Origin of the sequence: Chloroflexus sp., assembly GCF_034431535.1 — a bacterium.
In the GTDB taxonomy this organism is placed as follows: domain Bacteria; phylum Chloroflexota; class Chloroflexia; order Chloroflexales; family Chloroflexaceae; genus Chloroflexus.
The window spans coordinates 290395-316984 of record NZ_DAOUDC010000027.1 but is presented as its reverse complement, the minus strand read 5'-3'; the positions used below and the strand labels follow the sequence as shown (position 1 = coordinate 316984).

23 protein-coding genes are annotated in these 26590 nt (G+C 59.7%); 12 read left to right on the top strand and 11 right to left on the bottom strand.

Annotated features, from left to right (window positions below; translation table 11 throughout):
* Positions 1-422 precede the first annotated feature (422 nt).
* From U9R61_RS08065 to U9R61_RS08055, 3 genes are read left to right on the top strand one after another with little or no spacing between them, the layout of a single operon-like run.
* Entirely contained in the window at positions 423-1136 is a 714-nt protein-coding gene (locus tag U9R61_RS08065; protein ID WP_322488300.1) for a phosphatidate cytidylyltransferase, read from the top strand.
* A 49-nt stretch (positions 1137-1185) separates the two neighbouring features.
* Positions 1186-1572 (top strand): STAS domain-containing protein, encoded by a 387-nt coding sequence (locus U9R61_RS08060; RefSeq protein WP_322488299.1) that lies wholly within the window; start codon positions 1186-1188, stop codon positions 1570-1572.
* Positions 1559-1960, top strand: coding sequence for an anti-sigma regulatory factor (locus tag U9R61_RS08055; protein WP_322488298.1), 402 nt, complete (start codon positions 1559-1561; stop codon positions 1958-1960). The genes U9R61_RS08060 and U9R61_RS08055 overlap by 14 nt, the downstream gene beginning before the upstream one ends.
* A 54-nt stretch (positions 1961-2014) precedes the next feature.
* Here the strand turns inward: U9R61_RS08055 and U9R61_RS08050 are convergent, their stop codons facing one another.
* Positions 2015-3202, bottom strand: coding sequence for an iron-containing alcohol dehydrogenase (locus U9R61_RS08050; protein WP_322488297.1), 1188 nt, complete (start codon positions 3200-3202; stop codon positions 2015-2017).
* 267 nt (positions 3203-3469) lie between these two features.
* On the opposite strand from U9R61_RS08050, the gene U9R61_RS08045 reads away from it, so the two are divergent.
* A complete protein-coding gene (locus tag U9R61_RS08045; RefSeq protein ID WP_322488296.1) occupies positions 3470-4723 on the top strand; it encodes an acyl-CoA dehydrogenase family protein in 1254 nt (417 codons plus the stop codon).
* Between the two features lie 395 nt (positions 4724-5118).
* On the opposite strand, the gene U9R61_RS08040 is transcribed toward U9R61_RS08045, so the two are convergent.
* The gene (locus tag U9R61_RS08040) at positions 5119-5442 is read right to left on the bottom strand and encodes a metalloregulator ArsR/SmtB family transcription factor (RefSeq protein ID WP_322488295.1); all 324 of its coding nucleotides are present in this window, start codon (positions 5440-5442) and stop codon (positions 5119-5121) included.
* 229 nt (positions 5443-5671) lie between these two features.
* On the opposite strand from U9R61_RS08040, the gene U9R61_RS08035 reads away from it, so the two are divergent.
* Together U9R61_RS08035 and U9R61_RS08030 are read left to right on the top strand one after the other, a co-directional pair.
* A complete protein-coding gene (locus U9R61_RS08035; RefSeq protein ID WP_322488294.1) occupies positions 5672-7456 on the top strand; it encodes a SulP family inorganic anion transporter in 1785 nt (594 codons plus the stop codon).
* Between the two features lie 263 nt (positions 7457-7719).
* A complete protein-coding gene (locus tag U9R61_RS08030; RefSeq protein WP_322488293.1) occupies positions 7720-8655 on the top strand; it encodes a hexose kinase in 936 nt (311 codons plus the stop codon).
* On the opposite strand, the gene U9R61_RS08025 is transcribed toward U9R61_RS08030, so the two are convergent.
* Genes U9R61_RS08025 through U9R61_RS08015 form a run of 3 tightly spaced genes read right to left on the bottom strand, consistent with a single transcriptional unit; the run spans position 8646 to position 10499 of the window.
* Complete coding sequence (locus U9R61_RS08025; RefSeq protein ID WP_066788025.1) at positions 8646-8969, bottom strand: hypothetical protein; 324 nt, start codon at positions 8967-8969, stop codon at positions 8646-8648. The genes U9R61_RS08030 and U9R61_RS08025 overlap by 10 nt on opposite strands.
* Complete coding sequence (locus U9R61_RS08020; RefSeq protein WP_322488292.1) at positions 8947-9762, bottom strand: class I SAM-dependent methyltransferase; 816 nt, start codon at positions 9760-9762, stop codon at positions 8947-8949. The genes U9R61_RS08025 and U9R61_RS08020 overlap by 23 nt, the downstream gene beginning before the upstream one ends.
* A 17-nt stretch (positions 9763-9779) precedes the next feature.
* On the bottom strand, positions 9780-10499 hold the full coding sequence (locus U9R61_RS08015) for an SDR family oxidoreductase (RefSeq protein ID WP_322488291.1): 720 nt from the start codon (positions 10497-10499) through the stop codon (positions 9780-9782).
* A 190-nt stretch (positions 10500-10689) separates the two neighbouring features.
* On the opposite strand from U9R61_RS08015, the gene U9R61_RS08010 reads away from it, so the two are divergent.
* On the top strand, positions 10690-11256 hold the full coding sequence (locus tag U9R61_RS08010; protein ID WP_322488290.1) for an HD domain-containing protein: 567 nt from the start codon (positions 10690-10692) through the stop codon (positions 11254-11256).
* Positions 11257-11376: 120 nt separating this feature from the next.
* Here U9R61_RS08010 and U9R61_RS08005 read toward each other — a convergent pair whose 3' ends face one another.
* The 3 genes from U9R61_RS08005 to U9R61_RS07995 form a co-directional block, all read right to left on the bottom strand.
* Entirely contained in the window at positions 11377-12639 is a 1263-nt protein-coding gene (locus U9R61_RS08005; protein WP_322488289.1) for an AI-2E family transporter, read from the bottom strand.
* Between the two features lie 41 nt (positions 12640-12680).
* Positions 12681-13226 (bottom strand): helix-turn-helix domain-containing protein, encoded by a 546-nt coding sequence (locus U9R61_RS08000; protein ID WP_322488288.1) that lies wholly within the window; start codon positions 13224-13226, stop codon positions 12681-12683.
* A 231-nt stretch (positions 13227-13457) separates the two neighbouring features.
* The gene (locus tag U9R61_RS07995) at positions 13458-16049 is read right to left on the bottom strand and encodes an FHA domain-containing protein (protein ID WP_322488287.1); all 2592 of its coding nucleotides are present in this window, start codon (positions 16047-16049) and stop codon (positions 13458-13460) included.
* A gap of 244 nt (positions 16050-16293) precedes the next feature.
* Here U9R61_RS07995 and U9R61_RS07990 point away from each other — a divergent pair, with 244 nt between their 5' ends.
* From U9R61_RS07990 to U9R61_RS07970, 5 genes are all read left to right on the top strand, one after another.
* Positions 16294-17553: a protein phosphatase 2C domain-containing protein gene (locus U9R61_RS07990; RefSeq protein WP_322488286.1), complete on the top strand. Its 1260-nt coding sequence runs from the start codon at positions 16294-16296 to the stop codon at positions 17551-17553.
* Between the two features lie 97 nt (positions 17554-17650).
* Positions 17651-19288 carry a PP2C family protein-serine/threonine phosphatase gene (locus U9R61_RS07985; RefSeq protein WP_416208829.1) on the top strand — a complete coding sequence of 546 codons (1638 nt, stop codon included), beginning with the start codon at positions 17651-17653 and terminating at the stop codon, positions 19286-19288.
* Positions 19285-20592 carry a serine/threonine-protein kinase gene (locus tag U9R61_RS07980; protein WP_322488284.1) on the top strand — a complete coding sequence of 436 codons (1308 nt, stop codon included), beginning with the start codon at positions 19285-19287 and terminating at the stop codon, positions 20590-20592. Before U9R61_RS07985 ends, U9R61_RS07980 begins: the two co-directional genes overlap by 4 nt.
* Before the next feature lie 42 nt (positions 20593-20634).
* A complete protein-coding gene (locus U9R61_RS07975; protein ID WP_322488283.1) occupies positions 20635-21882 on the top strand; it encodes a vWA domain-containing protein in 1248 nt (415 codons plus the stop codon).
* A 68-nt stretch (positions 21883-21950) separates the two neighbouring features.
* Positions 21951-23465: a zinc-ribbon domain-containing protein gene (locus U9R61_RS07970; protein WP_322488282.1), complete on the top strand. Its 1515-nt coding sequence runs from the start codon at positions 21951-21953 to the stop codon at positions 23463-23465.
* Here U9R61_RS07970 and U9R61_RS07965 read toward each other — a convergent pair.
* The 3 genes from U9R61_RS07965 to U9R61_RS07955 all read right to left on the bottom strand — a co-directional run bounded on the left by U9R61_RS07965 (position 23462) and on the right by U9R61_RS07955 (position 26515).
* Positions 23462-23851, bottom strand: a complete 390-nt coding sequence (locus tag U9R61_RS07965) for a hypothetical protein (RefSeq protein WP_322488281.1) — start codon at positions 23849-23851, stop codon at positions 23462-23464. The two genes, U9R61_RS07970 and U9R61_RS07965, sit on opposite strands and share 4 nt — an antisense overlap.
* A gap of 241 nt (positions 23852-24092) precedes the next feature.
* Entirely contained in the window at positions 24093-25523 is a 1431-nt protein-coding gene (locus tag U9R61_RS07960) for a VWA domain-containing protein (protein WP_322488280.1), read from the bottom strand.
* Positions 25524-25534: 11 nt separating this feature from the next.
* Positions 25535-26515: a MoxR family ATPase gene (locus tag U9R61_RS07955; RefSeq protein ID WP_322488279.1), complete on the bottom strand. Its 981-nt coding sequence runs from the start codon at positions 26513-26515 to the stop codon at positions 25535-25537.
* Positions 26516-26590: the final 75 nt, after the last annotated feature.

Here is a 26590-nt window from a genome sequence, read left to right as displayed (position 1 = left end):
TCCTTTGCATCGAGAGATGACAATCCAGCGTCTCGCCATGAGCACATTGCCCGATAGCAACCCGACGTCGCACCATCTGCTTGACGGCACGTTTTTGCATTTTGCATGCGGATGCAACGTTAGTATACTGCGAGCACTGCGGGTATGCCACCTAGTATCGCCATAATGGTGCGGCGGAGGACCGAGACGGCGCTTGCCGCAATCTCGTAGCGGAGGATAGGTATGTGACGATCAAACTACCGTATTCCAACAACCGGCTCTCTGCTTGCCTTTAGCTTGATGCGTAAATAGGGTGTGGCATGCTCGGGTGAAAGATTGTCATTAAACATTCACACGATCTACCATTACTGATCAATTGACGATTTGCCCGCCTACGGATAGAATAAGGGGCAAGTTTCGCCATCGATAGCACCGGCGCTACTATGAGCACACGCGATCTGATCGGCCTGCTTGTCTCGTTCGGGTACGCCTTTGGTCTCCTGATCATTGCTGAAGTTATCCGCCGTTGGCGCGGCTATCCGCAAGATTTTACCCGCAAGTTCGTCCACATTGGCGCCGGGATGTGGGTATTTGGCGTTCTAGCCCTGTTTGAGAACTGGACGATCGGCATTATCCCTTTTGCCACCTTTATCGTGCTCAACTTTATTTTTTATCGTTTCCGGCTGCTCGAAGCAGTGGATGCGCCTGACAGCACACCGGGAACGGTCTATTTTGCCTTGTCAATCACGATCTTGTTTCTGATCTTCTGGCGCACCAATTCACCAGACGATCGAGGATATATTGCTGCCACCGGTACCATGGCTATGACGTGGGGTGACGCCCTCGCCGCCATTATCGGCAAGCGCTGGGGCCGCCATCACTACCAAGTCGGGCGCGGAAGACGCTCGTTTGAGGGCTCAGCCGCAATGTTTGCGGCGAGTGTGATCGCAATGTTCCTCACCTTGTTGCTAGTGCCGGGGTCGACGCTCAGCCCGCAGAGCGCGCCGATAGGGATAGGGGCAGCTCTGGCGGCGAGCGTGGTCGCGGCATTGGTTGCGACGGTTGCCGAAGGGGTCTCCCCACACGGCACCGACAATCTGAGTGTGCCATTGCTGGCCGGCGCGGTCGTTGCCGGAGTGCTTGCAATTATGCGATAATATGAGGGCGAGAGTACAACGCTCTCTGGAAAGAGATGAGGAGCGCGTCTTGGATAATCTTCGCATCCCGATCTTGAAAATTGGAGACATCCTGATCGCCTCCATTCAGGTGGCTCTCCACGATGCCTCCGCAGTACAATTCAAAGACGATCTCTTGCAAAAGATCCATGACACGCGCGCTCGCGGCGTGATTATCGATCTGACGGCGCTCGATGTCGTTGACAGCTTCATCGGGCGTCTCATCGCCGACATTGCAGCGATGGCCGGCCTGATGGGCGCGCGGGTGGTGCTCACCGGTTTGCAGCCGGCAGTTGCGATTACCTTGGTTGAGCTAGGGCTTGAATTACCGCGCGTGCTCACGGCGCTTAACCTCGAAAAGGGGTTGACCATGATGCAGCGAATGACCAGCGAGGAGAGCGACGATGGCGCAGAGTAAGACTGCTGTCATTCGAAGCGACCTTGATATCGTCATCGCGCGTACCATGGCTCGCGATATGGCCAAAGCGCTCGGCTTTGGGCCAATCGATCAGGCGCGCATTGCCACTGCCGTGAGCGAGCTAGCCCGCAATATCTTTCTTTATGCAGGCACCGGCAACGTTATGGTACGCGATATCGAGAAGGGGTCGCGCAAGGGGATCGAGATTATCTGCGAGGATCAGGGGCCCGGCATCCCGAATATCGATCTGGTGATGCAAGATGGCTATAGCACCTCGCGCGGCATGGGGATGGGCCTGCCCGGCGCCAAACGGTTGATGGACGAATTCGATATTAAGTCGAAAGAGGGTGTCGGGACAACGATTGTTTGCCGGAAGTGGCGCACGTAGTAGGGGCACAGCGTTGCTGTGCCCCTACTACTACGCTACGCCTACGCCGGTTTGTTAACCGGCCATTCGGTCACCTTCGTCGTAGGCTTTGGCGTACAGTTCGATAATCTCTTGCTTGGTCGGCTTGCGCGGATTATTGGCCGGGCTGCCGCTATCGATCGCCGCATCCGCCATCGCCGGCGCTAGCTCCATCAATCGCTCCCGCTCGACACCCAACTGGCGCAACGACGGAATCTTGATATCGCGTACCAACCGCCGGATCGCCACGACCGCCCGATCAGCGGCTTCCATCATAGATAGACCCTCGATCGGTTCACCCATCGCGCGCGCCACGTCTGCGTAGCGTTTCGGATCACCCACCAGACTAAACTCCGCCACTACCGCCAACAAGGCCGCGTTCGAGACGCCATGGGCAATATGGAAGTAGGCGCCGATCGGGCGCGACATACCATGCACCAGCGCCACCGATGAGTTGCTAAAAGCGATGCCGGCCTGCGTCGCGCCTAACATCATCTTTTCGCGCGCCTCGATATTGTTGCCGTTTGACCACGCTTGGCGGATATTGCTCGAAATCAACTCGATCGCCGACAAGCACAGCACATCGGTCATCGGCTGCCGCTTGACCGAAACGTAGGCTTCGATGGCATGCACCAACGCATCAACGCCGGTGGCTGCTGTCACGCTCGGCGGCGACGAAACGGTCAACATAGGATCGACAATTGCAATCGTCGGCATCAGATACGGGCTGCCGATGAGCATTTTGACATCGGTCTTCTGATCAGTAATCACCGTGTAAATCGTTGCTTCGCTGCCGGTGCCGGCGGTGGTCGGAATGGCGACCAACGGCACACCGGGATTGGCGATCTTGCCGAGCCCCTTATACTGCTCGATCGAGCCGGGGTTGGTCACCAGCACCGCCACCGCCTTGGCAGTGTCGATCGGGCTGCCGCCACCCACCGACAAGACAAAATCACACCCGCCCTCGTGATACGCAGCTAACGCCTCTTGCACATACTCAACCACCGGCTCGGTATTGACGCCGGCATACACGACGCTGGCAATCCCGTGATTGGCCAGATTCTGCTCAACCTGGTCAACAACACCGATCTTCTGCATAATCTGATCGGTGACAATCAGCGCCTTTTTCCATCCCCGTTTGGCGCACTGCGCGCCGGTCTGCTCAACGGCGCCCGAACCGATCACCATCTGCGCAGGCATGATAAACTCTCGTGGCGGCATCATACGCCCTCTCCTTTCTGGCGAGTAGATTGCGAACATGTGGGACAGTAACACGGCGTGATTGCTTTGAAGTGTAATACAATGTGCGCATTGCGTCAAAATGTGTTCTGGCGATCATCAGGTGGCATAAAGACACAACACACAAATGCAGCTCGATGTCCTGTTCTCCGCCCGCTTGGCGCGCATCGTCGCCACTCACGGTATAATCAAAGCATTCGTGTAGCGGCGAGCGCGGCTGGCCCGCTCGGCCCGATACAAAGGAGTATCGCAATGGACTTGACGGCAAACTACGACATGTTTCTCGGCCCTGAACACGACATGCTGCGCCAGACGGTGCGCAACTTCGCCGAGCGCGAGGTGGCGCCGCATATCCGCGAATGGGATCGCAGCGGCGCGAAAGCTGAAGGGCCGGAAGACCGCCCGCATCTGCGCCCAGTGCTCAAACGAATGGGAGAATTGGGACTGCTCGGCATCTGCATTCCGCAACGGTACGGCGGGGCCGGGATGGATTATCTCGCCTTGGCGGTGGTGTGTGAAGAGTTGGAGCGGGTCGATAGCTTTCTGCGCGTGGTGATGAGCGTACATACCGGCCTCAACTCGCTCTCGCTGTTGCAATGGGGCACCGAAGAGCAGAAACAACGCTTCCTCACGCCGCAAGCTCGCGGCGAAAAACTGGCCGCCTACTGCCTCACCGAGCCGAACAGCGGCACCGATGCCGCCGCGATGCAAGCCACCGCGCACCGCGACGGCGACGCTTACATTCTTAACGGCGAGAAGATCTGGATCAGTCTGGCTGATTTGGCCGATAACTTCCTCGTCTTTGCCAAGACCGACCCGGCAGCCGGGCCGCGCGGCATCACCGCGTTCATTGTCGAGCGCACCATGCCCGGCGTGAGCAGCTACCCGATCCACGGCAAACTCGGCGTGCGCGCCGGCAACACCGGCGGCGTCGTCTTCCAAGACGTGCGGGTACCGCTGTCGCACCGGCTCGGCGAAGAGGGCGAAGGCTTCAAGATCGCGATGGCTGCACTCGACAACGGTCGCTATACGGTAGCAGCCGGCGCAACCGGCCTGATCCAAGCCAGCCTCGAAGCCAGCATCCGCTATGCCCGCGAACGGCAGACCTTCGGTGTGCCAATCGGCGAACACCAGCTCGTGAAGCGCATGATTAGCCACATGGTGCGCAAACTCGACACCTCGCGGCTGCTAGTGTACCGGGCCGGCTGGATGAAAAACAAGGGCCTGCGCAACACCCGCGAGACAACGCTGGCCAAATGGCACGCCACCGTGAGCAGCTTTGAAGCCGCCGACGATGCTATCCAGATCCACGGGGCGTATGGCTACGCCGACGAGTATCCGGTGGAGCGGTATCTGCGCAATGCGCGCGGTGCGATCATCTACGAAGGTACCCGCGAGCTGCAAGAGCTGTTGCAGGCCGATTTCGTGATGGGTTATCGCAAGTATCCCAACCTGCGTTGCGAATTGCCGGCGTACGACCCAGACGTGTGGGAGGGTGAGGGGTAATGCGCTTGTAACCGGCGCTGGCGGGACCGCCGTTGCAGGCTAGCCAACGCCGTGCAGGAGAATCCAGTATTGCGGTATGGAATGCGGCAGTCAAATTGCCGCACTCTATATTTGAGAGGGCGTGCCCGTCTGTCATTGTGAGGGGCGCGTAGGGGCAGCGCGGTGCGCTGCCTGCGTCCCCGCAGCCATCGCTCGCTTCGGCGAGAGCGAACGCACAGCGGGTTATTTCCGTGCTCGCGGGAGATTGCTTCGCCGCGCGGAGCGCGGCTCGCAAGGACAGAGAGGGAGAGCGGAAAGGGCACTGCTCCCATGCTCGGGGGAGATTGCTTCGCCGCGCGGAGCGCGGCTCGCAAGGACAGCGGAAAGCGGGGGGCGTGCCCGCCTGTCATTGCGAGTTATGGCTCTTCGCTGAGGGTAGCCAGCATCTCTTGGGTATCGATCAGGTGGTTATTGAAAATCTGGCGGGCAACGTCAAGCAACTGAAAGATCATCGGATCGCGCACCCGATAATAGACGACCGTGCCCTCTTTGCGCGAATCGACGATATTCTTATTGCGCAGCACAGCGAGCTGCTGCGACACGTTCGATTGCTCGATCGCCAGCGCCTGCTGCAACTCCTGCACGCTCCGCTCGCCGGCGCGCAGTTGATCGAGAATGGCGAGCCGGGTGGGATGGCCAAGAGCCTTGAAGAACTCGGCTTTGAAACGGTGCAGCGGCATAGGATTCCTCTTTAAATATTCTAATATTTAGATACTTGTAACATAAAAGCGGGCAACCGTCAAGCTGGAGGAGGTATCTGAGCAAGCACCCCGACCAGTGTTCTGCCCCCACTAGGATACGCATTGTCCCAACCTCCCGGCTATCCCTTTGACAGCCCTCGCCAATAGTGCTATACTTCGAGAATATGAAAATATGCAAGTATTATCATATTCTGATTAAGGTATTCTCATGCACAACCTACTCAATCGCGTCTCGTTGATCCCCGTTTGGCAACGCGAATTCGCCGGCTATTCAGGCGCTAAACTGCGGGCCGATGTATTGGCCGGCTTAACGACCGGCGCAGTGGCCCTGCCGCTCGCCCTCGCATTTGGGGTTGCTTCCGGCGCTGATGCCCCAGCCGGTCTCGTCACCGCTATCTTGGCTGGCTTCATCATCGGCGGTCTCGGAGGCGCGGCCTACCAGATTAGCGGGCCGACCGGCGCGATGTCGGCGATCTTGATCGCGATTTCGGCGCGCTACGGGATCGAAGGGGTCTGGATCGCCACCTTGCTGGCCGGCGTGATGCTGATCGCGCTTGGCCTTGCCCGGCTAGGACGCTACATCTCGTTTATCCCCTCGCCGGTGATTGCCGGCTTTACCAGCGGGATCGCGCTGATCATCGCGATCGGCCAGCTTGATAATGTGCTCGGCATTCAAACCCCTAAAGCCGACAACGCGCTGGAAAAGCTGCTGCACTATTTTACCCAGCCGTTGCTGCCTGATTGGCACACCGTACTGATCGCCGGCACAGTGATTGCGGTGATGCTGGTATTGCCACGCTTTAACAAGACCATTCCCGCTTCGCTGGTCGGGATTATCGTCGCCACTGTTATGAGCGTCGGGTTAGGTTGGCAGGTACCGATCATCGGCGACATTCCACGCACCATCTTGCTCGATCATCGTTTGACATGGGAGCAAATACCGTGGGCACACTTAAGCGATCTGTTAACGCCAGCCGTCTCAATTGCCGCACTCGGCGCGATCGAGAGTCTGCTCTGCGGCGCCGTCGGTTCAACTATGAGCGGCAAGCCGTTCGACAGCAATCAAGAGCTGGTGGCGCAAGGGATTGGCAACCTGCTGATTCCCTTCTTCGGCGGGGTTCCGGCCACTGCTGCCATCGCCCGCAGCAGCGTGGCGATTAAGAGCGGCGCGGTGACCCGGCTGACCAGTATTGTCCACGCTTTGCTGTTGCTGCTAAGTGCGCTGGCATTGGGGCCGATCATTCGCTATGTACCGCTCGCCGCGTTGGGTGGCGTGCTCTTAGTAACGGCGTGGCGGATGAATGAGTGGGAGAGCATTCACTTTTTCGTCAATGCCCGCCTGCGCCATGCGCTCGCCGGCTTTTTCATCACGATGCTGGCGACGGCTGCGCTCGATCTGACCCAAGCCATCTTGATCGGGATTGCGATTTCGGCAGTGATCTACCTGCGCCAGTCGGCTACCAGCACCGTAGTCACTAGCGCTCCGGTCAATCCACAGCAATTGCAGATGCAGGGAGCGCCGATTACCGCCACCTGTCCCAGCATCCACGTCTACTACTTGACTGGGCCGGTCTTTTTCGGCAGCGTCACAACGGTGCTGGAAGCATTTGAAACCGCCGGCGATTATCACACGATTATTATCAGCATGCGCGGCGTGCCGCTGGTTGATGCGATGGGTATTCAGGCACTGCACCAGATCGTCGAAGAACACCATGCCCGCGGCGGTGAGCTCATCTTCACTGCGCTCCAACCCAATGTGCTCGATATGTTTCGGCGTACCGGCTTGTTTGATCTAGTGGGCGCAAGGAACATTTATTGGAGTTCAGCGGACGCGATTGTTGAGTTGCACGAAAAGCGGCTGGTGGCCGGTTGCCCGCGCTGCCATGCCCACAGCGAGTGTTGCCAAATGTTGCAGATAGCGCGAGCGCGGCTAGCCGGACAATTGGAGAACCCGCCGGTTTCGAGTTCAGAGCTATCCACGCAAGCTGGATAAGAACCAAAACATTCACCTGAAGAGAAGCGTTCTGCCCGGCCCTGAGCCGGGTATCGTATGCAACGCCCACGCTGTGAGCTAGCAAGAGAACCACATTTCGCACCGATCAGCGAAAGGGTAGCGGAAATAAGCGCAATGATTTAGTATACTCATATCAGATGCCACTTGTGCTGCTCGCTCGCTGAAGGAGCAGAAGCCAGCAATCCCGCCACCGGCAGGGAATGGCGCACGAGGGGCCGTTTCACAACTATTATGAGGATCGTATGTCGCAACCAACCCTCTGCGTCATTACCCCCAACCCGGCGCTGGATCGGATCTTAATCGCGCCAGAGCTGCACCTCGGCGCCGTCCGGCGCGTTACCGAAGCGCGGGTGGCCGCCGGCGGCAAAGGCTTGAACGTGGCCCGCACTGCCAAGGCGATCGAGAGCCACGCGGTAGTCTGTACACCGCTCGGCGGGATCACCGGTCAACAAGTGGCATGGCTTGCGGCTCAAGAAGGTATTCCCATCCATACGGTCGCGATCGCCGGCGAGACACGGGTCTGCACGTTGATCGTCGATTCGGCGACGGGTGAGGTGACAGTGTTAAATGAAGTCGGGCCACGCTTGAGCGAGCGGGAATGGAGCACGTTCACCGGCCGGGTCTCAGACATTACTGCCGAGTGGTATCTGATCTGCGGCAGCTTGCCGCCGGGGCCGCCGCCAAGCGTACTGGCCGAACTGGTTGCAACGCTCCACCAGCACGGTCGCCGAGTGATGGTTGACACTAGCGGCGCTGCGTTAGAAGAGGCGGTGGCAGCGAAACCAGCGGTAGTAAAGGTGAACAGCGAAGAACTAGGGGCATTACTCGGGATGAGCATCACCAGTGTGGCCGATGCGCAACGCGCTGCGTTTGCATTACACCAGCGCGGCATCGAGGTGGTGGTGGTCACACTCGGCGCATGCGGAGCGGTCGGGATTGACGCTAGTGATCGCGTCCTCGCAATTCCGCCAAGGATACCGGTTTGCAACCCGATCGGCTGCGGCGACACATTTTTCGCCGGGTTAGCAAACGCCTTCAGCAACAGTCACAACCTCGCTCATGCAATGCAGATTGCAACGGCATGCGCCGCTGCCGACGCGCAAACACTGGCACCGGGAGCGATTGATCTCGCAACCGCCCGAGCGCTGATTGACCACGTTGCCATCGGTTATTGGTGAACCTCCGCCGGTTGCGGCGGAGTTGCGCCGATCAAACGCGCCAACTGGCGCATCTGATCAGCGGTGAGATAGGCACTCCGCTGGCCGGTCGCCGTGTAGAAGGTAAGATCTCCGCCAGCGCCAAGGATCAACCGGTAGCCGCCGAGTTCGCGAATCCGCTTCTGCACTGCGCCGAGCAATTCGCGCAACACCGCCACCTCGTCAGCATTCAACACAACCGCATCATAACCGCGAATCAGATGGTGCAATATCAACGCCGGCGTTGCCTCAGGATGGTAAGCCGCTTCAAATTCACCGATCAGCGTGATCTGCATCCTCTGCCTCCCTCATCACCGGCCGGTCGCGAGTTGCGATCACCACCTGCCAGATACTCTCTTCCGCAAAGGTCACCGGCGGCAAGGCCGCATCGCCAAAAACGCTCAGGGGACGGAGGCCAGCGGCCCGCAGCATTGCCGTCAATTCAGGGAAACCATAGAGCCGGATCTGATCGCCGGGATGGGTAACATCAATCCCGCGACTGGCATCAACATAGCGATAATCGATTTCGAGCGTCGCGCGCCGCGGATCAAACCGCGCCTCACGCAAGACAAACCCACTGCCGATCGGATACCAACCACTGCGAAAATCGCGTAGATAACGGCTAATCTGGTACGGATTCAGGCACTGCACCACCAGCTTGCCGCCATACACGAGTGCGCGGGCAATGCCATTGAGCACTGCTTGGTTGGTGGCATCGTCGAAAAAGCCAAGGCTACTGTTCATGAGCAATACCACATCAAACCGCTCACGGTACGGCAAATCCCGCATATCACCGGTGACAAATTCCACGTTCAAGCCACGTTCGGCTGCAGCCGCGCGGGCATGGTCGATCACCGGCGCCGCAGCATCAAGGCCGGTGACCGTCCACCCGCGCGCTGCCAATGCCAAGCTATGGCGACCACCGCCGCAGGCCACATCGAGAATCGACTCGACCCCTTGCAACCCGAGCGCATCGATCAAAAAATCGACTTCGCGGCGCGTCAACTCATCGGCATACTGGCGATAGTGGGCAAACTCATAGACTTGCAGCAGCTCTTCCCACCACTCACGCGACGCCTGTGCGGCCATAACAGCTCCCAGCGTAATCACAGATCGACGGTGCGCGGCATAATGGGCAATTCATCAACCCGCAGGCTAGACGGCAAGGTGCAGACCCACAGCAGCGCCTGCGCCACATCATCGACCGTCATCAAGCGCTTGCGTAGTTCTTCAGCCGGGTTGAGCGGGGCAATATCGGCGTCGATCATCCCGGAGAAGACGGTAGTGACGAAGACATTGTATGGGCGTAACTCTTGGGCCAACGCCTGCGACAACCCTGACAACGCGAACTTTGCCGCACAGAAAGGCGCGATGTTCGCGACCCCGATCTTACCGACCCGTGAACCGAGATTCACGATCGTCCCGCTGCGCTGGCGCTTCATATACGGCGCCACTGCCCGCATCAGGTAGAATACACCATTGAGGTTAACATCCATTACCGCCTGCCATTCGGCATCGGTAAACTGCTCAAGCGGAGCGATCTTCTCGACATTGCCAGCGCAATTGAGGACGATATCGATCCGGCCTAACATCTGCACGGTCGAATCAACCAGATACTGCACCTGCGCCGGCACAGTGATGTCGGTAGGAATGGCGAAAGCATTGTAGCCTTCGGTCGTAATCATACTAACCAGATGTTCGAGCCGATCACGTCGCCGGGCAGCAGCAATCACGGTTGCGCCTTCACGCGCAAAGAGACGAGCAGCCGCGTAACCCACCCCACTCGAAGCGCCGGTAACGATGACAATGCGCCCTTTCAATTTCATAGCGTCTTCTCCGATCATCACCACATCACAACGGCTCCATGGGTATTATACCTGAGGAATATCTGAAATATAGACCTTTTCCACAGAGCTGAATGGTAATGCCGTGGTAGAATTACCGCGCTACCATTGCGTTGGCGGGCAAGAAGTGGTATAACATAACAGGTATGACGACATCAGGAGAAGGGGCGCAATGTACTGGGAGACAATCGCGGATCTACTACACCACCCACGGGTTGTTGAGACACGCCACCACATGCACCACAGTGTTCCCAAGCACGATCATCTGCTACGCTCGGTTCACTTTTCATACTACCTAGCGCCTTTTTTTGGCGCCGATCAGGTGACGTGCGTGCGCGCCGCCCTCCTTCATGATCTCGACTCACGGTATGGCACACTCACCACGCACGGCGCGATTGCCGCGCGAGTGGCCGCCGAGCTCGGCGAGCCAGCAGAGGTCTCGGCAGCGATTATTAGCCATATGTACCCCTTCGGGCCGCGTCCAACCACGCGGGAAGGCTGGGTATTGGCGGTAGCGGACAAACTGGCATCGCTCGCCGATCTAGGTGCGTTTGTTGGCGGTCTCGTATCAGGGCACAGCCTGCGGGTGCGCCGGCAGCTTTGCCAGAGCGACCCCTTCTACGCCGTCCGTTATGCGCGCCGCCGTCGCCGCCAGCTGATCAGCTCGCTTTGGCGCCGGCTAGGGCGCACCGGCTTGTCGCGTTGGCGCTTGAGCGGCCAAACGCCGCAGGCTCACTAGCATTGCCCCGATCCAAACCGGCTCATACAACGAGCGACAGGCTCCATCGCCTGTCGCTCGTTCATGCCGAACCAACACACCTGCAATAACCAAAGGCAGAGCTGATAGACGGTACAGGCATCAATCGCTGCTCGACCGCTCGACAGGAGCCTCGTCAGCCAGAGGCGAGCGGGGCGTATCTTGAGCCGGTTGATCCGCAGACGGCGCAGGCTTGGCTCCTGCTTCAGCCAACGCCGCCACCGGACGCAACCGCGCCGGCAGCACGCCAGCCGGGATCGGCGGATCGCTGAATCGGCCATACAGATACAAGAACAGATCACGTGCCATCGCGCTAAGCGGAGCCGAGAGAATCGCTCCCAGCAGGCCAAAGACCTGCGAACAAACCACCAACACCACCATCAGGATAGCCGGATGCACACCGACGCTCTCGCCGATGATGCGCGGCACCAGAATATGGTTTTCAAGCTGCTGGATCGCGATATAGAGGATCGTCACCGCCAGCGCGGTGGTCGGTGAATCGGCCAACCCCAACAAGATCGCCGGAATCGCGCCGATAATCGGGCCGATCACCGGCACCAACTCGGTGATGCCGGCAACAACAGCCAGCAATACCGTGTACGGAATCCGCATCCCCGCCATATTGAGCGCCGTGAGCCCGATCCACGAGGCGAGACCGACCGAGGTGCCAAGGATCAACTGGCCGCGCAGATAGCCGCTGAGGTCGTGATCGATAATCGAGAGCATCGCCCACACATCAGCCCGCAAGCGAGGGTGGATCATGTTGTTGAAATACTCGCGCCCGGCACGGGTATCCATCAAGACATAGAAGAGCCAAAACGGAACGAGGAAGAAGCCAAGCAGGAAGGTCACGGTATTGAAGACCGAGAGCATGCTATTGATCAAAAACTGGCCAATTCCTTGCAAGTAGCCCACAAAATTAGCCCGTAGCGTGCTCAGACCTTCGGCTGCCGCTGAGGCAATGGCGTTCTGCACCTCCGCTTGCACTGGCGGCGGCAGGCTAGCCAGCAACTGCTCGTACTCATCGATTAGCCGGTTGGCCTCGCGCTGGATCGTCGCGATATCCGGCAGCGCGCGGATCAATTCGGCGATCTGGGCAATCAGCGGCGGCACCACAAACGCAATCGCGGCGACAATAGCGCCGAAGGTAAGCACATAGACCGACAGAATGGCCAGCCAGCGCGGCAGCCACCGCTCAAAGAAGTTCACTAACGGCAAGAACAGATACGCGAGCGCGCCGCCAAAAATAAACGGCGTGATCGCCGCACCGGCATGGCTCACGAGCCAACCGACAAGATAAAGCGAAACAGCGACTAACAGCCAGCGCGCACCACGACGGATCCGTTCAGGGGTGAAGAAGCTCATGCCACCTCTATGAGACTACCGGCTTGGCATCGATACGACCATCAGCGTTCATCACGCGGATTCAACGTATTGACAGTCAACATGGTTGCGATCGAATTGCCGGTATTTGTCCAGCTATAGGCTGTATCATCGCGGAAGAAGAGCGTATCGCCGGCGGCGAGGTCATATTGCTCTTCACCTAAAGTATACCTTACATTGCCGGCCAGCACATATACCATTTGGCTACCCCGCGATGAGAACCCCTGCTGGCTACTGCCGGGATAGGCCTCGATCAAGCGTGCGTCAAGATCGCTATTAGGAGGCAGCAACGAAAAGACTTGCACCGGCGCATCATCAAGCGACAAGCGCACCCGATCAGCAGGCCGCACGACCTGACCAACTTGCTGATTATCTTCACCCTCAAAGAAATGGGTCATCTGCACACTGAAAAACTGCGCCAGTTTGCGCAGATTAGCCACCGAAATATTGACTTTATCACGCTCGAGGCGGCTGAGGAACGAGGGCGTCAATCCCGATCCTTCAGACACCTCTTGCAGCGTCAGGCCGCGCTCCTGACGCAATCGCCCGATCTTTTGTCCGAGTGACATACGCTATCTCGAAATAATACAAAAGCAAGCACGCACAACCGGTGCGCCCTGCGGTTGCCGACATCTCAACAGTTTCACTTTGTCAATTGTGATTATACGCCAGCGGTAGCGCTACGTCAAGGTGTTGCACAGGAGTAATAGCAGAGGTTTAGCCGATATTAAAGCGTGATGACGAAAAAATTGCACAGGTTTCATTAATGTAAATGACGTATTAGTTCATGCGATAGGTAATTATACCATCTGATCACGGCGGCGCAACACCCATGCTGCAATCGCCAAACAGACGACTGCATACCCGATCAAGGCCAGCCAGCGCCCAAGCAGATGCACCGGATCGTGGCTGAACGCGGCTTCCGTTTCGAGAAAGGCCTGCGTACAGCCGGACGGAATACTACCCTGATCATCGGTATTTGGCAAATTGCACAACCGGTTGAGGTCAAGGCTGGCGCCCAGTGCATCCATCGCCCAGCGGCTAATTGTCAACCACGAGAGCGGGGTGGCCAGCCCTTCGATCGTAAAGATCAGTCCGGCAAACAAAATCTGGGGAATCAGCGCAAACGGCACTAAACTAATCGCCCGATCAGGCGTCGCCGAAGCCGCGCTGATGGCTAAACCCAGTGCCATACCTGCGCTGGAAGACAAGACCAACGTGAGAAACGTTTCGATGAGCGGCGGCAACAGAATGCCGGTCTCGCCCGGCAACGCCACCTTCAGCAACACGATGCCGAGCAAGACGATCGTCTGCACCAAAACCAGCGCGCTCAACACCATCACTTTCGAGAGGAGGTACGGGCCGATGCGCAGATTCACTAACCGTTCGCGCCGATACACGGCCTGTTCTTTGGTAATCTCGCGTGCTGCGTTAATGATCCCAAACCAGACACTCACCGTCGCCAGCATAAAGAGCAGCTTCTTGGCTTCACCGCGCTGGATGAGGTCTTGGGCCTGTACGCCGGTCAGCGCATCGCTGCGCCCTACCAACAGCAGGAGCAAAGCAATGATAGGCGCTTGCAACAATAAGATTAGCAAATTCCGCCGATCTTGCAGCATCAGGTCAAAATAGCGCCGGGTGAGCAAGACAAACTGACGCCACGCCGACACGCGCTGCGGCGATTGCGCGGCAGCATTGCTCTGTACCAGCGGCCCGCTCGGCGTTGTCGCCAGCCGGTTAGCGACATATTGCTGGTACAACGATGAATTGCAATAGCGGATTTCCCACAATTCAGCCAGACTCGGTGGCGTCTGCGCTGCCGGATGCGCCGCACGCCACGCCTCATATTCGGCCCGCAGATCTTGTTGCACCACCGGATGATCGGCAGCGGCCACTCCCTCGATCTTGGTGTAGATGTCAGCAAAATCGCCGCTAGTAATTTGAAAGAAGCGCAGCGCCTCAGCCGGCGGGCCAAAGAAGACCATGCGCCCGCTACCGGCCATAAAAATAACGTGGTCGCACTGGGTGATGTTGGCGGTAGCATGTGTCACCAGTACCACCGTGCGCCCGCTATCGGCCAGCCGGCGCAGGGTATACATCATCTTCTTGTCGAGACCGGGATCGAGACCGCTGGTTGGCTCATCAAGGAAGAAAAGGCTAGGATCAGCGAGCAACTCTGCGCCAATACTCACCCGCTTGCGTTGGCCACCCGACAGCGCCTCAATCGGCTTGTCACGGTGCGACGCCATTTCCACATCATCAAGCACGCACTCGATCCGCGCCTTCACCTCGCTCTCGGCGGTATCAGCCGGCAAGCGCAGCCGCGCTGCATATTCCAGAGCCCGCTGCACCGGCAACACGCGATGGAGGATATCGTCTTGCGGCACGTAGCCTAACACCGCCTGATAGGCCGCGAAATTGCGGTAAAAATCGTCGCCATTGACCAGCACCTGCCCCTGTTCGGCGGGAGCATAACCGCAAAGCGCTTTCATCAGGGTACTTTTGCCAGTGCCGGAACCGCCGACAATCGCGACAAACTCGCGCGGTGCAATCGAGAGCGAGACATCGTTAAGGATGACCCGCTGCACGCCGTTGCGCGTCACCACCCGCGACAGATTGCGCGCATCAATTCGGAGCGCCCCTTTCTGGTCGTAGCGATCAAGGCTGGTCACGTTATAGACCAGCTTAAAGGCACCGATCTGGATCACATCGCCCGCTTTAAGCGCCACCGGCGCGGTTACCCGCTGGCCATTGACAAACGTGCCGTTGGTGCTGCCCATATCGCGCAGGACAACGCCGCCGGGAGTGCGATCAAGCTGGGCATGAAAGCGTGACACTTGCGGATTATCGAGGATGATGTCGCACCCCACCCGGCCAATAGTGATCGCCGGATCGGTGGGGTCGAGCGGAAATTTGGTCGGAGCCGCGCGCAGCACCTCCGCCGTCGCTAGCGCCACATTGCGGTAGGTCAATGTGACAAAATTGCCGGTCGCCGGATCGCCGATCCGGATCACATCGCCATCGGCCAACACGCGCTCGTTGATACGCTGGCCGGCAAAGAGCAGACCGTTGCGGCTGCCCACATCGACAATCCGGTGACCTTGCCCATCCGGCTCGATGCGAGCATGGCGACCGCTGACAAAGCGCGACTGCAAGACCAGATCGTTATCAGGGGCCCGACCAAGCGTCACCGGTTGCGGGCCTAACATAACATCACGCTCGACACCCGGTTCGCTAATATGCAACCCAGCGCCGCTGGCGGCGATGATTGTCGCCGGGGCATGAGCCGCCGGTGCGGGCAACGACCGCCCGCACGACGGGCAAAAACGAGCATCAGCGCGGGCCAGCGGGGCTTGGCAAAACGGGCACAGCGGCGGCTTAGCAATCGCCACAGGATGGCTCCTATGCTATAATGCGAGGCGTTCTAATCGATCTTGTGATAGCACAGATTATCACGATTTGCAACTAGATGCATTCCAACGGTTGCGACTATCCGCGACGAAACGCTTTTGGAGGTTCGGGCAAGTTGCAAGAGGATGGCCTCGTGACCTGAACCCAATCGCATCCCGTCCCTTTTCCTGAACGTCATATCACGCAGTGAGCGTAACGCAATCTCGGCAGCGGCAAGGATCAGCGGTGGCAACACAAGATATCGAGCGATGCAGAGTTTGCGGCAAAGCAACCGGGAAAGCCCAGCAGGTTTGCCCACACTGCGGCGCACCGCTGGATCCGTTCCCCGAACGAGTGATTGTAACCGGCGAGCGTCAATTAGCCTTGACCGCCGACACCATCAGCTTACACGATTTGTTAGCGATTGTAGAAGCGGGGGTTGCTTTTTGGCGGCGGCGCTACGAGAGTTCCACCGGGGTGGCGCGCGAGCAGGCCGCGTATGCCCTCCATGAACTGTCACACATTCTCGCTAGCCTTGCCCAACAGATCGCGCAAGGGCGCGAGACGGTGCAAATAACTACTCGCCTGCCTGCGCAGCGCCAATACCCGCTCGCCTGTCCGCTCTGCGGGCGCGGCAACCGTTCCCAAGCGCGGTTCTGTGTCTCGTGCGGCGCGGTGCTGCAACCATCACGGCGCGCTAGCATCCCGCCGCCGCCGCTGCAAGCCCAGATCGCTGTGCGTAGCCACATTGGGCAGGTGCGCACGGTCAACGAAGATACCGTCTATGCAGGTGCGTTTAGCCGCGGCGATGAACCGCTTGGCGCATTGTTGTTGGTGGCCGACGGAATGGGGGGCGCGGCTGCCGGCGAGATTGCTTCACAGATCGCTACCGAGACGGTCAAAATCAGCTTGCAACAGGCATTGAATAAAGCGTTGCCCGATCATGATGACGACTGGCTGGCGTTGTTGCAGGCAGCGGCACAGGCAGCGCATGAACAGGTCGCAGCGGTGGCGCGCGCGGATCAACAGCGGGCCGGAATGGGCACGACATTGACAGTTGCGCTCGCCGTTGGCCGGCGGGCGTATTTGGCCCATGTCGGCGATAGCCGGGCTTACTTGATCACGCCGGGCAGCGCCGATGAACCGCCAGCGTGGCAACAACTCACCACCGACCATACGATCGTGGCGCGCTTGGTTGATATTGGTCAACTCAGTCCGGCGGCAGCACGCACGCACCCGCAACGCCACATCCTCTACCGCTCGCTCGGCGCCGACCAGCCCTTGGCAGCCGATACACGCGCCCAGCCACTGGCTCCCGGCGATATTTTGCTGCTCTGCTCTGATGGGTTGTACAATCACGTCAGCGATGATGAGCTGGCCCGCTTGGCCGTTAGCCAGCCGCCAGATCGGGCCGCTGCGGCATTGATCGAACTCGCCAACCAGCGCGGCGGCCACGACAATATCTCGGTCGCAATCGCTCGCTTTAGCAACCGATCTGCAACTTAGGCGAAGGTTTATGCGTTGTTCTATATGTGGGGCGGAAAATCGCGCGCAAGCTCGTTGCTGTGCTGTCTGCGGCCAGCCATTGCCAGGACGCCAGCCATTGCCAGCCGGCGAGGGGTTGCTGAGCGAGATGCTCACCCAAGTGATTGCACCGCCAGCGTACAGTGACTCCGGCGAGGAGGAGACGATGGAGACCAACTTGCCACTCTTTGCCAACCGGTTTGCGCCAGTCTATCCTCTCACCGAACCATGGCCGGTTGGCCCGCTCGAAGTACGCGATCTAGCGCCGTGGCAACGCTGTTGGGCATGCGGCTCAACGGCCAACGATGCCAACGAGTCGTACTGCATCGATTGTGGTGCCGCGCTGGAAGCGCGTGTCTACCCCGCTTTCCTCTCGCAACGCGATGCGCCGTCTGGCCCAGCCTTAATCGACCGGCTGGCCGACCCGCTGGCCCGCGCTATCTTGCCCGACATTGTTGAACAGTGCGATCTGAACGGCATGCAACTGACGGTGCTTGCCGAGACGGAATTGATGCCATTGGTGCCGCCGCTCGATGAGACAACGGCGCTAACAATTGGCGCCTCGCTCGCCCAATTGCTTGTTAATCTGCACGGCTCCGGTATTGCCCTCGGCTGGCTGACGATCGATGATCTCGGCTTGAGTGGGCCGGCCAAGGTCTGCTTGAGGCAAACAAACCAGCTACGGTTGGTCAGTGATGCTGAGCGCGACGCTGCGTTTCAGATCGACTTGTTGGCGTTGGCGGAAGTGCTGGAACGGCTGACCGCCATCCCGCGCACGACCCAACGGTTGAGCGAAGAGACGGTGGTGGACGCTGACCAGATACCGGATGGCTTAGGGGTAGTATTACGCCAAATCCGCACCGGCGAGCTGCGCGATGCTGCTACGGTCACGGCCCGCTTGAGCGCTTTGCGCGATGAAAGCACCCATCCCGTACCTCTCTTCCAACTCGCCGGTTCGTATACCGATGTCGGGCGCGTGCGTGATCACAACGAAGATAGTCTGTTTAAGCTGACCCTCTGCCTCGAAAACAATGGCCAGCGCCAGAGTTGCGGTGTGTATATTGTCGCCGATGGCATGGGCGGCCATGCCGCCGGTGAAGTCGCCAGCGGGATGGCAATACGTGTAGCGGCGCGCGTGATTATCGACAATTATCTGCAACAAATGATCGCCGGAGCGCGTCTCTATCACGAGGCTGAGATGCGCGAACTGGTGCGGCAAGCAGTTTTGGCAGCCAACGAAGCGATCCATCGTGAGAGCCGCGCCCAAGCGAACGATATGGGATCGACGTTGACCATGGCGTTAGTCGTAGGCGATCGGGCCGTGATCGCGAATGTTGGCGATAGCCGCACGTATCTGTTTCGTGACGGCAAGCTGCGCCGGATTAGCAAAGACCACTCATTAGTAATGCGGCTGGTGGAGCTCGGCCATCTGCGCGAAGAAGACATCTACACTCACCCGCAACGCAATGCGGTGATCCGTTCGCTCGGCGATCGGGCCGAGCCAGACGTTGATCTCTTTAGTCTGCGATTGCTCCCTGGTGATGCGCTCTTGCTCTGTTCCGACGGGCAATGGGAGATGACACGAGATCCGGAAATGGAACGGATTATGACCGAAGAACCCGATCCGCAACAGGCCAGCGCCGCGCTGGTCGCAGCGGCTAATCAGGCAGGCGGCGATGACAACATCGCGGTAATCCTGGTGAGAATGACGCTATGAACTGTCCACAATGCGGCGCAACGATCCATAATGACGTACTGTTCTGCCCTGAATGCGGCGCGCGCATTCGCAGCAGCGGCCAACCGGCAAGCGCAACGCCGCCGCTGCAAGTGTTGCAAGGCCGGTATGAATTACGGCGCCGGTTAGGATCCGGCGGCATGGGATCGGTCTATCTGGCGACCGATCGCCGGCTCACTACGGCTCAATGGGCGGTGAAGGAAATGAGCGACGTGTCGATCACGTCACCGCTTGAGCGCCAACAAGCCCAAGAGGCCTTCCGGCAAGAGGCCGAATTACTGGCGAAACTCAACCATCCCTACTTACCGCGCGTTACCGACCACTTTGAAGAGAATGGCCGCCACTATTTAGTCATGGAGTTTGTGCCCGGCGAGAACTTACGCGATTATGCCAATCGCGTCGGTTTGCCCCGGCCTCTGCATGAAGTCTTGCGCTGGACGGCGCAAATTTGCGAGGTGCTCGCTTACCTGCACGCGCAACAGCCGCCGATCATCTTTCGCGATCTCAAGCCGACCAATGTGATGATTACGCCTGACGGCACGATCAAGTTGGTTGATTTTGGGATTGCGCGCTTGTTCAAACCGGGCAAAGAACGCGACACCCAAGCCTTTGGCACCCCCGGTTACAGCGCCCCCGAACAATACGGTCGCGGCCAGACTGATCCGCGTTCTGACATTTACAGCCTTGGCGTGCTGATCCACCATCTGCTGACCGGCCATGATCCAAGCACCACCCCATTCCGGCTGCCGCCGGTCAACCAACTCAACCCCTCGGTTCCGCCGTACATTGCGGCGGCCATTGCCCGCGCCACTGACAACGACCCCGCCAAGCGGTTCGCCAGCGTGATCGAGTTGCAACAGGCGCTGTTCGGCAGCAGCAATCTGGTGAACCGGCAAGCTAGCCCACCTCCGGTAGCGCAAGCGGCGCGCGTCGAAGCAATGGCCGCCGCGCCTGTGGTGAGGATGGCGAGTACCGGCTTGGCGACTGCCGGCCTTTGGATTGGGATCATCAGCGCGGTGCTGATGGTGATTGCATTGGGAATGGTTGGGCTTGATCCGATCTTTGACGGTGATGATATCTTGGCCGGTTTTGGCTTTTTACTCGCGATGGCTGCCGCACTGTTCGCTTTCATTAGCGGCATCTTGAGTCTGATAGCTCTCGTAAGCCCGAATACGGCCCAAAGCGTGCATGGCCGCCGTGATGCCGCGATTGGGTTCGCCGCCAGCGCCGGTGCGTACCTGCTTTGCTGCGTGTTGGGGTTAGTCATTGCGCAATTGGGCGGATAAGCCGCCAGTGCTACGGTTTGATGTTATACAAGGATATTGCGTATGTCTTTGCAAATCACACTCTCTTGCCAGTGGGGCCGCGCACCAATCCCTGCCAGCGCGACGCCGCAAGCCGGCTACTTACTGGTCGAGGCTTTGGCGCCGGCTTCACCAGCGACGGCAATGCCGCTCAATCTCTGTTTTGTACTCGACCGCTCAGGCTCGATGCAGGGCGCTAAACTCGCTAGCATGAAAGCTGCGACGCGCCGGGTGATCGAACTGCTCCGTCCACACGATGTCGCGGCTATCGTGATTTTCGACGATACGGTGCAGACGCTGGCGCCGGCAGCGCCGGTCGGCGATAAGGCGGCGTTGCTGGCTGCAGTTGACACCATCACCGAAGCCGGCGGTACGGCGATGTCGCTTGGGATGCAGGCCGGCTACATCGAGCTGCAAAAGCATCTCGGCCCCGATCGCATCAGTCGCATGGTGCTGCTCACCGATGGCCAGACGTGGGGTGACGAACCGCTCTGCCGCGATTTGGCCCAAGAACAGGGCAAGGCGGGCGTGCGGATTACGGCGCTGGGACTGGGAGCCGAATGGAACGAGCAGTTGCTCGATGATATTGCCGCTGCCAGCGATGGCTACTCGGATTACATTGCCGAGCCGGAACAGATCACGAGCTTCTTCCAACAAGCAGTGGAAGCGGCGCAAGCGACGGTTGCCACTGATGCCCGCCTGCTGCTGCGATTCGTCCGCGATGTCACGCCACGCGCAGTCTATCGGGTCAAACCGGTGATTGCCAATCTAGGGTACCAACCCATTGGCGAAACCGTGGTGGCAGTGCGGTTGGGTGATCTGGCGGGCGGTCAACCGGCAGCCGTGGTGCTCGATCTCATCCTGCCGCCGCGGGCCAGCGGCCGGTTTCGGCTGGCGCAGGCCGAGTTGCACCTAACGCCGGTGGATCAAACAACTGAAATGGTTATCAAGCAAGATGTGCTACTTGAGGTGGCCGATCAGGCCGGGCCAGAGAGTTACAATCCTACCGTGATGAATCTGGTCGAGCGCGTGACGGCGTTTAAGTTGCAAACGCGCGCGTTGAGTGAAGCGGCCAGCGGCAACGTCGCCGGCGCAACCCAGAAACTACGCGCTGCCGCGACCCGCTTGCTCGATTTAGGGGAACTGGAGCTGGCCGAAAAGACCAACCAACAAGCGGCAGCGCTCGAACAAGGCCAACCACTAAGCGCCGCAGCGCAGAAAGAGCTCCGCTACGCGACCCGGCGGCTGACGCAGCGGCTGGAAGATGAGTAAGCCAACGATGCGATGGAATCGCGCAATCGCCATTCGGGAGCGATTGCTTGCCAAGGTGAGGAACGACTATGATCATCTGTCCTTCCTGTGGAGCGCAGAATGAGCCAACGAACCGTTTCTGCGATCAATGCGGCACCCGCTTGACCGGCGCAGCGCCAACCACTCCCGCGCCCACAGCCGTCTCGTCCGATCAACCCACCGCCCTTGCGCCATCCTGCTCAGTGTGCGGTACGACGGTGCTCCCCGGTGAACGGTTCTGCGACAACTGCGGCGCTGATTTACTGGCAACACCAATTGCGTCGCCCGCGACACCCGCTCAGGCAACCCTGCTCGCACCCCCTAGCGCATCGCAATTGGTATGCACTGATTGTGGCGATCCGGTGTTGCCCGGTGAACGGTTCTGCGACAATTGCGGCGCTGACCTGAGCAGGTTGTTTGCCCCACCGCCCACTGCCGATGCGCCCACCGTCATCGCCCCGCCGCCCACTGCCGATGCGCCCACCGTCATCACCCCGCCGCCCACTGCCGATGCGCCCACCGTCATCGCCCCGCCGCCGGTAGCAGAGCCTGTTGCCACCCTTACGCCACCGGACAGCGAAGCGGCAGCTCCTGCGCCAACCATCCCGGCGGAAGGGCCAACCATGATCGCGCCGCCGGTAGCCGAACCACCCGCGCCGCCACCGCCGCTAGTGGCCGAACCATCCGCACCGCCACCGCCGCCAGTGGCCGAACCACCCACGCCGCCGGCTGCGCCAGCCGCCCCAGCGGTTACACCTATCGAGCTGGCAGCCGAGCGCGCCCGGCTGGAGGCATTGCTGGCTGCACACCGGGATACAGTCGCCCAGTACGAACAGATGGCAACCCGCTACCCTGCCGGCAGCGTACCAGCGTTTATCACCGCTGGTCTTGATGCGGCACGGGCCGAACTGGCCAAGACTGAAGCGGAATTGGCTGCGCTCCCCGCCGGACCCGATCCAGCCGAAGTTGCCCGGTTAGAGACATTGCTAGCGGCGCACCGCGACACCATTGCCCAATACGAGCAGATGGCTGCCCGCTACCCTGCCGGCAGCGTGCCAGCGTTTATCACCGCCGGTCTTGATGCGGCGCGGGCCGAACTGGCCAAGACTGAAGCGGAATTAGCCGCCCTGATTGGCAGCTCGCCGGTGCCGGCAGCAGCGCCTGCTGCGCCTGCAGAGCCGGTAGCCGCCCATCCGGCAGCCCCAACCCCAATTGCCACCCCCATCCCAACCCAGCCGCCGGCGGCAGCCCGGTTGGAGCTGGCCGATGGCAGCGAGATCATCCTTGAGCCGGGCAAACACGAGTACGTGATTGGCCGCGAAGACCCGGTGAGCAACATCTTTCCCGAAATTGACTTGACGCCCTACGGCGGCGAGTCGGGTGGCGTAAGTCGCCAACATGCCAAAATCGTACATGCCGGCAACCAGTGGAGCATTGTTGATCTCAACAGCACCAATCACACGCGGGTTAACGGTACGCGGATCGAACCGCAAACGCCAACCCCGATCAGGGATGGCACAAAATTGCAGTTCGGGCGATTAGTGGCAACGTTCCGGATCGGTTAACTCTGGGGGACGGCGGTGCCGCAAACCGCGCACACCGGCGGATCGCCGGTTGCCGCCGCCCACACCTTGCAGGCCGGACAGCGGAAACTGAGCACGCGCGGCGTTGGCGAGGGCAGAATCGGCGGCTGCCGCCACGCCGCGCGTAGAGCGGCATAATCAGGCGCACCGAGCAGGGTCGCCTGCTCGACGCGATCGCCGGCAAACTGCAACTCAAGGATCATCCCCGGCGCTAGCAGGTGGCGCGCAATCACATTGGTGAGCGCCGCATCGTCAATTGTCACTATCTGCTCTGGGCCGCCGTCCGGCCATCGCTGCGCCGCCAGCGTCACCGTCTCGCCGGCAAAAAAGCCGCCGACGTTCAACACTTCCCGAATCACAACCCGCATTGCGTATCATTCCTTTTATGGAGCATGCGGCAACCGAACTACCGCCATCTATGAAGCCGTACCGAACAAGAAGATGCTCGGCAATGATACCGCAAACCAGCGTACCGCTCAATCTCGCGCCGGAACAAAAGTCGCCGGCGTTCAATGCTCTCATGAAACGTGCGGCAGCCGAGCTGCCGCACTCCATCATAACGCTTACCCTGCACCGTGCAAGCGAGTCTAGCACTCGGCGCATCACCCGCTACGGATGCAGAAACAACCGGTCAATCGCCGTCGCCAATTGGCGCAGCGTCGTCACCTCATGCATAGCATCGCACATCGGCGCATACTTGTAGATATCGCTACTGAGCGAACCGGGATCGTAGACTCCCCACTTTACCCGCTCTTCGGTTGCAAACCAGACGATGCGGCGGGCGCGACGGCGAATCTGCTCGAAGGCCGGCAGATTGGGTTCGTTCTCGTTGTTACGTCCATCGCCGAGCACGATCACCGTGGTGCGCCGGTCGACCAGATGCAACTGATCGCGGCAAAATTCCCCCAACGCATTCCCCAAATCGGTGCTGTAGCTACGGGTAGGCCGGATCTCGGCCAGCACCTGTGCAATCGCCTGTTCGGGGCGCGATTCGGCGAAATAGTGCGACATGTCGTAGAGCCGATCAATGAAGGCGAACGAGCGGGTGCGGCTGACCTGATCGTGCAGCGCATAGATCATCAGCAACATGCACGACATTGCCTGCTGCGTGCTGACGCTGCGGTCGCACAAGATGACCAGCTTCGGCTTGAGATGGCGCTTGCGGTGGCGCACAAGCATAGGCACACCGCCAAAACGCTGATTGGTGCGGATGGTTGCCTTGGCATCGAGAGTGCCAGTCTTGCCGCGGCGCTGGCGCAGCGCCAGCCGGGTGCGCAGACGCGCGGCCAATTTACGCACCAGTGTGCGCGTCTCCGGCAACAGACTCTCATCAATCCGCTCGAGCGGCATGTCGAGCAGCTCGCGCTCGCTAGGCCGGCCTTGACCTTGGCGCGGCCCCTGCCCCTGCGCCTGTTCTTGCATCTGTTGGGCCACTTGCTGGCCGATCTGCTGCTCAAGCGCCTCGAGATTCGCGCGCGCCGCCTGCTCGATCGCACGCAGCGCCTCTTCGCGCATACCTTGCTCGCGCAGTTGCTCAAGCAATTGGCGCAGCATCTGCTGCAGCCGGTTCATCTGCAATTCACGCATCGCCTGTCGCGCCATCCAATCGCGGTAGCGCGGGTTGGTGAGGTGCGGTGGCGAGACGTTGGCCAGCATTGCGCGGATTTGCTGATTGCTGAGCGGCTGGCCGCTGATCATGCTCTGAAAGAGCTGGCCCAGCGGGCTGGGTGGGAATTGGGCGAGTAGTTGCTGTAACTGGCGCAAGAGCTGCTGCTGCTCTTCGGGCGAGAGCTGACCGCCGCCGGGTTGCTGCATCGCCGGCGGCGCATCTTTGCCAAAGTAGAGCGGAAAGAGATCGTTAAAGATCGCCTGATCCTGCCGCTCTTTAATCAAGGCGGCCTGCAACGCCAGCCGGAAGATATTGCGATCGCTAATGCCGGCCTGCTCAATCGCTCGCAACGCATCAGCCGACTCGGCCACACTGATGCGCACGCCAGCCGCACGCAACCCGGCAATAAACTCGGTAATCCGTCGATCCATGACTTGCTCCGCTAATTATTGCTCCAATCGCCACCGCGATAACCGCCGCGCGGACGGTCAGGCCGGTCGGGGCGATCTGGCCGGTCGGGGCGGTCACCCTGCTGCAACAACCGGCGCGCCCGCTGCAAATCGCTCTCGTACTTGAGCAGCACGTTCAGCGTGGTATCGAGCGTCGCCTTATCGAGCTGGCGGGCATTCAACTCCACCAGCGCCCGCGCCCAATCGAGCGTCTCGGAAACGCTGGGATGCTTCTTGAGATCGAGCGCGCGCAAGCGCTGCACCAAGGCTACCGCTTCGCGGGCCAGCTTGGGCGCGAGGCCAGGCACCTTCAACTGCACCACCCGCAGCTCAGCTTCGAGATCGGGGTAATCGATGTGAATGTAGAGGCAACGGCGCTTGAGCGCCTCGCTCAGCTCGCGCGTATTGTTCGAGGTGAGGATAACGGTTGGGATGTGCTTAGCCTTCAGCGTGCCCAATTCCGGCACCGAGACTTGAAAATCGCTCAGCACTTCGAGCAGGAAGGCTTCAAACTCGGCGTCAGCCCGATCGATCTCATCGATCAGCAGCACCACCGGCTTATCACTCGTGATCGCGCGCAACAACGGGCGCGGCAGCAAGAAGCGCTCAGAAAAGAAGACATCCTCTTGGGCAGCAAGCCGGTCAGCGGCTTCGCGCAGGCTCTGCGCATCGCCGAGCATCTCTGACAACTTCTCGCGCAGCAGTTGGGTATAGAGCAACTGCTTAGCGTACTCCCACTCGTATAACGCTTTGGTCTCATCGAGACCTTCGTAGCACTGGAGGCGGATCAGCTCACGACCCTGCGCCGCGGCCCACGCTTTGGCCAGCTCGGTCTTGCCAACGCCGGCGGGGCCTTCGGCCAGCAACGGCTTGCCTAGTCGTTCAGCAAGGAAGATGGCAGTGCTGATCTCATCAGAGGCGATATAGTTTTGTCGCCCCAACATTTCACGCACATCAGCCATTGAATGAAACATGCCGGGGGCCTTTCTGTGATGAGTAAAGACGCGAAGGTCACAATCACTGATAGCTAGCGCAACGAGAGTGGCGTT